Source organism: Pseudomonas fildesensis, from assembly GCF_001050345.1.
GTDB lineage: Bacteria > Pseudomonadota > Gammaproteobacteria > Pseudomonadales > Pseudomonadaceae > Aquipseudomonas > Aquipseudomonas fildesensis.
On record NZ_LFMW01000002.1, the window covers coordinates 265027 to 274831 of the forward strand.

The 9805-nt window shown below is 62.2% G+C and carries 9 protein-coding genes; 3 read left to right on the forward strand and 6 right to left on the reverse strand.

The window, feature by feature from the left end:
• Positions 1-152: 152 nt before the first annotated feature.
• The 5 genes from ACR52_RS04510 to ACR52_RS04530 all read right to left on the reverse strand — a co-directional run bounded on the left by ACR52_RS04510 (position 153) and on the right by ACR52_RS04530 (position 6446).
• Entirely contained in the window at positions 153-920 is a 768-nt protein-coding gene (locus ACR52_RS04510; RefSeq protein WP_048720948.1) for an enoyl-CoA hydratase/isomerase family protein, read from the reverse strand.
• A complete protein-coding gene (gene atuD / locus ACR52_RS04515; protein ID WP_048720950.1) occupies positions 917-2074 on the reverse strand; it encodes a citronellyl-CoA dehydrogenase in 1158 nt (385 codons plus the stop codon). Before atuD ends, ACR52_RS04510 begins: the two co-directional genes overlap by 4 nt.
• A 73-nt stretch (positions 2075-2147) precedes the next feature.
• A complete protein-coding gene (gene atuC / locus ACR52_RS04520; RefSeq protein ID WP_048720952.1) occupies positions 2148-3764 on the reverse strand; it encodes a geranyl-CoA carboxylase subunit beta in 1617 nt (538 codons plus the stop codon).
• 3 nt (positions 3765-3767) lie between these two features.
• Complete coding sequence (locus ACR52_RS04525) at positions 3768-4655, reverse strand: SDR family oxidoreductase (protein ID WP_048720954.1); 888 nt, start codon at positions 4653-4655, stop codon at positions 3768-3770.
• Between the two features lie 12 nt (positions 4656-4667).
• Positions 4668-6446 carry an acyclic terpene utilization AtuA family protein gene (locus tag ACR52_RS04530; RefSeq protein WP_048720960.1) on the reverse strand — a complete coding sequence of 593 codons (1779 nt, stop codon included), beginning with the start codon at positions 6444-6446 and terminating at the stop codon, positions 4668-4670.
• A 153-nt stretch (positions 6447-6599) separates the two neighbouring features.
• Between ACR52_RS04530 and ACR52_RS04535 the strand changes: the two genes are divergently transcribed.
• Positions 6600-7223, forward strand: a complete 624-nt coding sequence (locus ACR52_RS04535) for a TetR/AcrR family transcriptional regulator (RefSeq protein WP_048720962.1) — start codon at positions 6600-6602, stop codon at positions 7221-7223.
• A 93-nt stretch (positions 7224-7316) separates the two neighbouring features.
• Positions 7317-8105 carry a substrate-binding periplasmic protein gene (locus tag ACR52_RS04540; RefSeq protein WP_048720964.1) on the forward strand — a complete coding sequence of 263 codons (789 nt, stop codon included), beginning with the start codon at positions 7317-7319 and terminating at the stop codon, positions 8103-8105.
• Between the two features lie 62 nt (positions 8106-8167).
• Here the strand turns inward: ACR52_RS04540 and ACR52_RS04545 are convergent, their stop codons facing one another.
• Positions 8168-8719, reverse strand: a complete 552-nt coding sequence (locus tag ACR52_RS04545; protein ID WP_027603895.1) for an RNA polymerase factor sigma-70 — start codon at positions 8717-8719, stop codon at positions 8168-8170.
• 300 nt (positions 8720-9019) lie between these two features.
• Here ACR52_RS04545 and ACR52_RS04550 point away from each other — a divergent pair, with 300 nt between their 5' ends.
• Positions 9020-9772: a thioesterase II family protein gene (locus tag ACR52_RS04550; RefSeq protein ID WP_048720967.1), complete on the forward strand. Its 753-nt coding sequence runs from the start codon at positions 9020-9022 to the stop codon at positions 9770-9772.
• Positions 9773-9805 lie beyond the last annotated feature (33 nt).

Below are 9805 nucleotides of genomic sequence, written 5' to 3' on the forward strand. Positions count from 1 at the left end.
TCGGGTGTTTGTTCTGATCGTTGTGATCGTTCCCTTGTGATCGTTCCCACGCTCTGCGTGGGAATGCATCCCGTGACGCTCTGCGTCACCTTGCGCAGAGCTTAAGACAGGCGGCGAAATCGGCGTCGGGGGCTGGGAACGACCAGTCCGGTTCATCGAGCCCACCGAGGCTTACGCTTCTGCACAAAAGCCTGAGTCCCCTCAATCCCCTCGACCCCAGTTACCGCCTCGGCAAACCACGCAGCCCCACGATCCAGTACAACCTCCAGCGGCTCATCCACGCTGGCCAACAACAGAGCCTTGGTCCGCCCATTCGCCCCCGGCGCACAGCGCAACACCTGGCCCAACACCTCATCCAACCGCTCCGCCAGTGCCTGCGAATCGGTCTCCACAAAATGCACCACCCCCAGCCGCCCAGCCTCAACTCCATCAAACCGCGCTGCCGTCAGCGCCAGCCGACGTGCCTGGGTCAGGCCAATACGCTTCACCACAAATGGCGCAATCTGCGCCGGCAACAATCCCAGGCTGGTCTCTGGCAAACCGAACTGCGCTTGGTGATCGGCAATGGCAACATCACTCACACACGCCAGCCCGAACCCACCGCCCAGCACCGCGCCTTGCAGCACCACGATTACCACCTGCGGCAGCGCTTCTACGGCTTGCAGCAACGTGCCGAACGCCCGGTTCAACGCCTGCAACCCGTCCTTGCCGCCGGCCTTGACCATGTCCTTCACATCCGCCCCGGCACAAAAATGCCCACCTGCGCCGCTGATCACCACGGCGCGCACCTGCGTGTCCAACTGCGCGAGCACTGTGCGTAATTCGCTGACCATCTCCAGGCTCATGGCGTTGCGGCTGTCGGGGCGATTGAGGGTGATGTGCAGCACACCGTTATGCGGTTCGAGCAGCAGGGTGTTCATGACTTTTTCCCGGGCAGGGTGCCCATCAGTTTGCAGATGATGCCCAGCATGATTTCGTCGGCACCGCCGCCAATCGAGACCAGGCGTACATCGCGATAGGCGCGGGCCACCGGGTTGTCCCACATGAAGCCCATGCCACCCCAATATTGCAGGCAACTGTCGCTGACTTCGCGGCCCAGGCGCCCGGCCTTGAGCTTGGCCATGGAGGCCAGGCGCGTCACGTCCTGGCCTTTGATGTATTGCTCCGTGGCCTGGTAGACCAACGCGCGCAGGCATTCGATTTCGGTCGCCAGTTCGGCCAGGCGAAAGTGGATCACCTGGTTGTCGATCAGCGCCTTGCCGAAGGTTTGGCGCTCCTTGCAGTATTCGATGGTGCTGTCGATGCAGTACTCCAGGCCCTTGATCATATTGGCCGCGCCAAACAGGCGCTCCTCCTGGAACTGCAGCATCTGCATCATGAAGCCCGCGCCTTCGTGGCCGATGCGGTTGCGCTGCGGCACGCGCACGCCGTCGAAAAACACCTGGGCGGTCTCCGAGCTGTGCATGCCGAGTTTTTCCAGGGGCGGGCTGACGCTGATGCCGGGGGTGTTCATCGGCACCATGATCAGCGACTTGTTGATGTGCGGCTTGTCATCCGACGTGTTGGCCAGCAGGCAGATAAAGTCGGCGCTGGGCGAGTTGGTGATCCACATTTTGCTGCCGTTGATCACGTAGTCGTCGCCGTCCTTGCGCGCTTGGGTTTTCAGCCCGGCTACGTCGGAACCGGCACCGGTTTCCGAGACGCCGATGCAGCCGACTTGCTCGCCGCTGATGGCCGGGCGCAGGAATTCATCGCGCAGTTCATCAGAGCCGAAGCGGGCGAGGGCGGGGGTGCACATGTCAGTCTGCACGCCGATGGACATGGGGATGCCACCGCAGCGGATGGTGCCGAATTCTTCGGCGGCGACGATCGAGTAGCTGTAGTCCAGGCCCATGCCGCCAAATTTTTCCGGTTTGGAAATGCCCAGCAGGCCAAGGTCGCCGGCCTTGCGGAAAATGTCGTGGATGGGGAAGCGGCCGGCCTTTTCCCACTCGTCTACGTACGGGTTGATCTCGCGGTCGACGAAGGCGCGGACGGTGCGGCGCAGTTCCTGATGTTCCTGGGTAAAGATCATTTTTTATTGTGCTCCCATTGGGGACGCCGAGCGTCCCGGGCGGCATTCCCACGCAGAGCGTGGGAGCGATCAGTTAGAAACGCGCCACGCCGAAGGTGTTGGGCTGTAATTGCCGCACTTCAGCCTCATGACAGATATCCAGCAAGAACCCCAACAGCGTTCGGGTGTCCCGAGGATCTATCAGCCCGTCGTCCCACAAACTGGCGCTGCCATACAGCGCAGTGGACTGGCTGTCGAGCTTCTGCGCGGTGACCTGTTCCAGCATGTCCAGCATTTTGGGGTCGGGCACCAGGCCGTCTTTCAACTGTTTGGCCTCGGTGACGATCCGCAGCACCTTGCCCGCCTGCGCACCGCCCATCACTGCCGTGCGGCTGTTGGGCCAGGCGAAGATAAAGCGCGGGTCGAGGCCACGCCCGCACATCGCATAGTTGCCGGCGCCGTATGAGCCGCCGACCACCACGGTCAGTTTAGGCACCCGCGCATTGGCCACCGCCTGAATCAACTTCGCGCCGTGCTTGATCACCCCTTGCTGCTCTGACTCGGTGCCGACCATAAAACCCGTGGTGTTGTGCAGGAACAGCAGCGGCGTGCGGCTCTGGTCGCACAGCTGGATAAACTGCGCGGCCTTGCTCGCACCCTTTGGCGTGATCGGGCCGTTATTGCCGATCACGCCGACCGCCCGGCCCTGGATGTGCAGGTGGCCGCAAACGGTGTGCGGGTCGAACTCGCCCTTGAATTCGAGGAAGTTGGAAGCGTCTGCCAGCCGCGCGAGGATTTCGCGTACGTCGTAGGGCTTTTTCGGGTCAGAAGGGATCAGCCCCAGCAGCTCGTCGATGGGGTACAGCGGCTCGGCATAGGTACGTTTTACTGCGAGCGGTAGGCGATCGTCCCACGGCAGCAAGCTGACAATCTCGCGCACGATGCGCACGCCATCGGCGTCGTTTTCCGCCAGGTACTCGGCGGTGCCGGCGACCTGCGCGTGCATCTCGGCGCCGCCCAGTTCTTCATCGGTGGCGACTTCACCGGTGGCGGCCTTGAGCAGCGGCGGGCCGGCGAGGAACAGCTTGGCCTTGCCGCGCACCACCACCACGTAGTCCGACAGCCCCGGCTGATACGCGCCGCCCGCCGTGGCCGAGCCGTGCACCACGGTGATCTGCGGCAAGCCCATGGCCGACATGCGCGCCTGGTTGGCAAAACTGCGCGCGCCTTCGACGAAAATCTCGGCGGCGTAATTGAGGTTGGCGCCGCCGCTCTCGGCGAGGGTCACCACCGGCAGTTTGTTCTCCAGGGCGATCTGTTGCAGGCGCAGGGATTTTTTCAGGCCAGAGGGAGAAATCGTCCCGCCCTTGATCGCGCTGTTGTTCGCCACGACCAGCATGCGTACGCCGCTGACGTAGCCGATGCCGGCGATCAACCCGCCGCCGGCGGCGCTGCCGTCCTTGTCATCGTGCAGTTTGTAGCCGGCCAGGCTGGCCAGTTCGAGGAACGGCGCGCCAGGGTCGAGCAACAAGTTGAGGCGCTCGCGCGGCAGCAGTTGCCCGCGTTTGTCGAATTTTGGTTTGGCGTCCTGGGCCTTGGTCAGCAGGTTCTGCTCCAGCTGGCGCAGGTGTTGAATCGCCGCCAGCATTGCTTCGCGGTTTTGCGCGAAGGCCGGGCTGTGGGAGTCGATCAGGCTTTCAATCAGCGGCATGGGTTATTGCTCCGCCTTGAGCACATCGGGCAGGTATGCGCGGTGGAAGCCGTTGAACGGTTTGCTCGCAGGTTGCGCCTTGTGCAGCGGCCAGGCGCGGCTGCCCAGGCTGGCGGCACCGTCGATGCGCAGGGTGCTGCCGCTGATGAAGGCAGCGGCGGGACTGAGCAGGAACACGATGGCCGCGCTGACTTCCGATTCGGTGCCGATTCGCTTGAGCGGCACGTGTTCGCGCAGTGTGGGGATCACCGCCTTGAATGCGCCTTCGTAGGTGTCCATGCCGCTGGAGGCAATCCAGCCAGGCGCCACGGCGTTGACCCGCACCCCGGCGTAGCCCCACTCGACTGCGGCAGTCTTGGTGAAGTTGTCCATGCCCGACCGCGCGGCGCCCGAGTGGCCCATGCCGGGCATGCCGCCCCACATGTCGGCAAGCATGTTGACGATGGCGCCGCCTGATGTTCCCAAAGAAGGCTTGCTCATCGACTGATTGAACACTTCCCGCGCCATCAGGAAACCGCCGACCAGGTTGGTGCGCAGCACGGTTTCAAAGCCCTTTTGATTGATCGAGGCCAGCGGTGACGGGTACTGGCCGCCTGCATTGTTGACCAGGCCGTGGATCGGGCCGTGCTCGTTAATAATCTGGGTGACCAGCGCTTTCACCGCCTCTTCATCGCGGATATCGCAGGCCTGCCAATCGGCGTTGCCGCCGTCTTCCGCGATTTCCGCCGCGACCGCCTGCAGCTTTTCCGGCTTGCGCCCCACCAGGATGACGTGGGCGCCGAGGGCCGCCAATTCATGGGCGGTGCAGCGGCCAATACCGCTGCCGCCGCCGGTGATAATCACGGTGTGGCCCTGGAACAGGTCGGCTTTGAAAATCGAGTCGAAAGCCACGGCAACGCTCCTTCAGATGAGTTGATCTGCGATGTGTTGCGGTACGGCAATGGGGATTTCCAGCAGTTGCTGGGCGAAGGCCTTGCCCTGGGGGTCGATGCGCAGGCTGGCGATACCGCCGCCACCCAGAGCGTTTTCCAGCAGGAAATTCAGGCTGTGGCTGCCGGGTAAATACCAGCGTTCGACACGGCCGTGGATAGGGTCGAGTAAGTGGCCCATCCAGTCGACGATCACTTCCGGGGTCAGCGCTTCGGCGATCCACGGCAGGTACTCGGGGTGGCGGGCGATCACCCCGATATTGCTGTGGTTGCCCTTGTCACCGGAGCGCGCCACGGCCAGTTTCACCAAAGGCACGCTGGCATCGGCGCGGCCTTGGGGTTTGGGTGGCTCGATGGGGGCGGCCGGAGTGAGCATCGGGGCCGAGGCGGGTAGCTCAATGGCGTGTTGCTCGCCCTGGAAATCGATGACCGGTGCACAGCAAGATTTGTCGATCAGGAACGAAAACAGCCGAATCAGCGGATACACCGTCGGCCGCCCGCCGACGATTCCAGTCAGCCCCGGTGCCATGCCGGTGGCCGCCTGGGCAATCTCGCGGGCGAACAGCACCAGCGCCTGTTTGTTCGGGTGGCGCACCGCCAACTTCACCACCACTTCGCGGCAGTCCCTGCGCTGGGCGTGAGCGCCGTAGGTGGCTTCGCTGCCGAGCAGCTCGATATTCACCTCGGTGTAGGGTGCCCAGCCGTGTTGGCTGAATAGTTCGGAGGTCTTGTTGATGATCGCCTGGCTGACCCGCTCGGCCTTGGCCACGGCGTCGATCCCGGCGATCAGGCAACTGGCCGTGCAACGGAAGCCGTCCGGGTAAGTGGCGCTGACCTTGTACTGATCGGTGGGCGGCAAGCCTTTGGCGCCGTGCAGGCGCACGCTGTGTTTGCCCTGCTGCTGCAACTTCACCTGGCTGAAATCGCAGATCACGTCGGGCAGCAAATAGGCGCGCGGGTCGCCGATCTCATACAGCAGTTGTTCGGCCACGCTGAGTTCGCTGATCAGCCCGCCGCTGCCGTCGACTTTGTTCACGGTGAACTGGCCGTCGGCGCTGACTTCGACGATGGGGAAGCCGATGTGCTCGTAGTCCGGCACGTCGCGCCAATCGGTGAAGTTGCCGCCGGTGCACTGTGCGCCGCATTCGATAATGTGCCCGGCCAGTGCGGCTTGGGCGAGGTGATCGTAGTCCTGCCACGACCAGTTGAATTCATGCACCAGTGCCGCGCTGACCACTGCGCTGTCGACCACCCGACCTGTGATGACGATATCGGCGCCCAGTTCCAGCGCTGCCGCAATGCCCGGCGCGCCGAGGTAAGCGTTGGCGGACACGCACATCGGCGGCAGTTGCGCACCGTTGAACATGTCGGTAATGCCGTGCATTTTTTTGAGTTGGGATTGCAGGTCATCGCCCAGCAGCACGGCGATTTTCAGGGGGATTTTCGCCTTGTCGCAGGCAGCTTGCAGGGCGGTGGCGCAGGCCTGGGGGTTGATGCCGCCGGCGTTGCTGATCACGCGAATGCCCTGGCGCTGGATATCGGCGAGCAGCGGTATGAGCACCTCGACGAAATCCGTGGCGTAGCCGGCGTGGGGGTCTTTCATTCGCGCACCGGCGAGGATCGACATAGTGACTTCCGCCAGGTAGTCGAACACCAGGAAATCCAGCGCGCCGCCGTGCACCAACTGGGCGGCGGCGGTGCAGGTGTCGCCCCAGAAGGCACTGGCGCAGCCGATACGAACCGTCTTGCTCATGAGAAATCCTTCCTCGAATGGCTGGCAACGAGACTACCAAGCAAGCGCTTGGTTTGTAAACTGCGGATACAAGTTTTAGCCAAGCGCTTGCTTGGGTGGCGGCCACAGCCTAAATTGCCGGCCAAGACGTCCGTAGAAGTGAAGGAGAGCAGCATGGATGAGCACAATGCCCTGCGGGTGATGCGCACCATGGTCGACGCCGGCCAATTGACCGACCCCGACAGTGCCCGGGGCAAGTTGCTGCAAACTGCGGCTCACCTGTTTCGCAACAAGGGTTTTGAGCGCACCACGGTGCGTGACTTGGCGAGTGCCGTGGGCATCCAGTCCGGCAGCATCTTTCATCACTTCAAGAGCAAGGACGAGATCCTGCGCGCGGTGATGGAAGAAACCATCCACTACAACACCGCGATGATGCGCGCTTCGCTGGAGGAGGCGAGCAACGTGCGCGAGCGCGTGCTGGCGCTGATTCGCTGTGAATTGCAGTCGATCATGGGCGGCAGCGGCGAGGCCATGGCGGTGCTGGTGTACGAATGGCGCTCGCTGTCGGCCGACGGCCAGGCCCAGGTGCTGGCCCTGCGTGATGTGTATGAAGAAATCTGGCTGCAGGTGCTGGGCGAGGCCAAGGCCGCGGGGTATATCAGGGGCGATGTGTTTATCACCCGGCGCTTTCTGACCGGGGCCCTGTCGTGGACCACTACGTGGTTTCGCGCGCAGGGCAGCCTGACCCTCGAACAACTGGCCGAAGAAGCTCTATTGATGGTTTTGAAGGCCGATTGAGGCGCAAGCTATTAATTTTCCGGTGGAAAGTTGTCTCGCCAGACAAAAACGCCTAGCTTATCGCCATCAGAGTATTCAACGGTGCGTGCCTCAATGTTTTCGCCATGGCGGCTGGCTGCAGGACTTACTTTATGGGCACTGGGCACCGCAGGGTGGATGCCGGCTTCGGCTGCGCAATTGGTGCGCATCGGCGCCGCGCATTTTCCGCCCTACACCGTGCGGCCCGAGCAGGGCGCCGACACCGGTTTGCTGCCGCAATTGGTCGAAGCCCTGAACGCCTCGCAAACCGACTATCAGTTTGTGCTGGTCCCCACCTCCATTCCTCGGCGCTTTCGCGATTTCGAGCAGGGCCGGATCGACATGGCCATCTTCGAAAACCCCGACTGGGGTTGGCAGGAAATTGCCCACACCACCGTCGACATGGGCCTGGAAGACGCGGAAATTTTCGTCGCCCAGCGTAAGCACGGTCGCGACCAAAGCTATTTCGCCGACCTTACCGGCAAACGCCTGGCGGTGTTCAGCGGTTACCACTACGCCTTCGCCGACTTCAATCCCGACCCCAAGTACTTGGCTGAGCGCTTCAACGCCACGTTGACTTACTCCCATGACAGCAACTTGCTGATGGTCGCGCGCGGGCGTGCGGATATCGCGCTGGTAACCCGCTCGTACTTGAGTGACTTCATGGTGCGCAATGCCGAGATGGCGGGGGAGTTGATGGTCTCGGAACGCATTGACCAGGTGTATCACCATTACGCCTTGCTGCGGCCCAAGGCACCGATCACCGGGTCGGCATTTGCCGAGTTGCTCAAGCGTTTGCGGGATAACGGCGAGATGCTGAAGATTTTCGAGCCGTATCGCATTGATGTAATGCCGGCGCTCTAACGTCAAAACAGAGATCTCAATGTGGGAGGGGGCAAGCCCCCCACATTGGACTTGCGCTGTTTTCAGACCCGGCGCGCAAACGTGTCGCTGTGGTTACCCGAGACCTTGCGACAATGCACCAGCGCGTCGCGAATCATGAAGTTCACCAGCGTCGGCGAGACGCCCAATTCCTTGGCGATGTCCTTTTGCGGCACGCCGTGCAGGCGATACATCTCGAACGCATAACGGGTGCGCTGCGGCAGCTCTGTCAGGGCGTCGGCGATGTTTTCCAGGGTGTTGAAATTGATGTGGGAGGTTTCCGGTGAAGCGCCGTGAATAACCACATTCAAGCCTTCCTCTTCCGTCCCGGAGTATTTGAGCTCCAGGGCCTGCTTACGGTAGTGATCGATCGCCAGGTTGCGCACGATCTGGAACAGATAACTCAGTTGGGCCTTGAACGATGACGTAATCGTCGGCGCCGATTGCAGCCGAAAGTAGGCGTCCTGCACTACGTCTTCGGCACGGGAGCGGCACCCGGTAATGCGCGCCGCGATCTTCACCAGAATCAGCCGATTGTCGACGAATGCCTGGAGAAGCGGTGAGTCGCACCTGCCTGTGGATACTTGTTCCGTCATGGAAATCACCTTGTCGCTAAAGAGGTTTGGGGAGGGCGTCCTTGCTGAGGCCTCCTACACATCGGGCAACAAATTATGCTTAATGATAATGATTGTCAAATGAGAAGACGAAGTAATCTTATGCCTTCTTGTAAGGTGTGAACCACGTCTCGCTTGTCCCGGGCGACTAATTATTTGCCCGCTCCGTCCGTTCTCATGGGTGACAGGTACGTTAAAAACGGCCATGGATCAGCACCCGCAGGAGGGCGAAATGGGTTTCTATCGTGCATACAGCGTGTTTCAGTTTGGCGTCCTCGAGCGATGAGCATGACGACTCGGCTGCGCCTGTTTTGCCTGCCCCATTCGGGGGCCAGTGCCATGGTCTACGCACGTTGGCGCCGGGCCCTGCCGGAGTGGTTGCAGGTGTGTCCGCTGGAATTGCCGGGGCGTGGCAGGCGCATGGATGAGCCTTTGCAGCGCGATATCAAGGGCCTGGCGGCGCAGTTGGCCGAAGAAATCAGTCGCGACCTGAACGGCCCTTATGCCTTGTTCGGTCACAGCCTCGGCGGGCTGCTGGCGTTCGAATTGGCGCACGCTTTGAAAGCGCGCAATGTACCTGCGCCGCTGGCGTTATTCGCTTCCGGCACCGCCGGGCCAGCGCGCCGCGACGTCAGTGAATACGCCATCGAAAAAACCGACGAACAGCTGATCGCCCGCCTGCGCGATCTGCAGGGCACCACCGAAGACGCGCTGACCAACCCCGAGTTGATGCAGTTGATGCTGCCGATCCTGCGCGCCGATTTCCTGCTGTGCGGCAGTTTCACCTACGGCGCACGCGAGCCGCTGGGCATGCCGATCCATGTGTTCGGCGGCAAACAAGACAGCGTGCGTGCCGACCAGTTGCTCGACTGGCAGATCGATGCCGCCAGCGGCTTCTCCCTCGACCTGTTTGACGGCCACCACTTCTTCCTCGTGCAGCACGAAAGCGCCGTGCTGCGCTGCCTGCGGCGCTACGCCGACGAACACTTCGCGCGCTGGCGCAATGGCACGGCGCGGCAACTCGTCGCCGGCTAAAAAGCCCTCTATTCCCCGATTTCCCCGTAAGCC

Bases quoted from the DNA above. Each gene is read 5' to 3' on its own strand.
- ACR52_RS04510 (WP_048720948.1), bottom strand. From the start codon at position 920: ATGAACACCCTGCTGCTCGAACCGCATAACGGTGTGCTGCACATCACC.
- atuD (WP_048720950.1), bottom strand. From the start codon at position 2,074: ATGATCTTTACCCAGGAACATCAGGAACTGCGCCGCACCGTCCGCGCC.
- atuC (WP_048720952.1), bottom strand. From the start codon at position 3,764: ATGCCGCTGATTGAAAGCCTGATCGACTCCCACAGCCCGGCCTTCGCG.
- ACR52_RS04530 (WP_048720960.1), bottom strand. From the start codon at position 6,446: ATGAGCAAGACGGTTCGTATCGGCTGCGCCAGTGCCTTCTGGGGCGAC.
- ACR52_RS04535 (WP_048720962.1), top strand. From the start codon at position 6,600: ATGGATGAGCACAATGCCCTGCGGGTGATGCGCACCATGGTCGACGCC.
- ACR52_RS04540 (WP_048720964.1), top strand. From the start codon at position 7,317: ATGTTTTCGCCATGGCGGCTGGCTGCAGGACTTACTTTATGGGCACTG.
- ACR52_RS04545 (WP_027603895.1), bottom strand. From the start codon at position 8,719: ATGACGGAACAAGTATCCACAGGCAGGTGCGACTCACCGCTTCTCCAG.
- ACR52_RS04550 (WP_048720967.1), top strand. From the start codon at position 9,020: ATGAGCATGACGACTCGGCTGCGCCTGTTTTGCCTGCCCCATTCGGGG.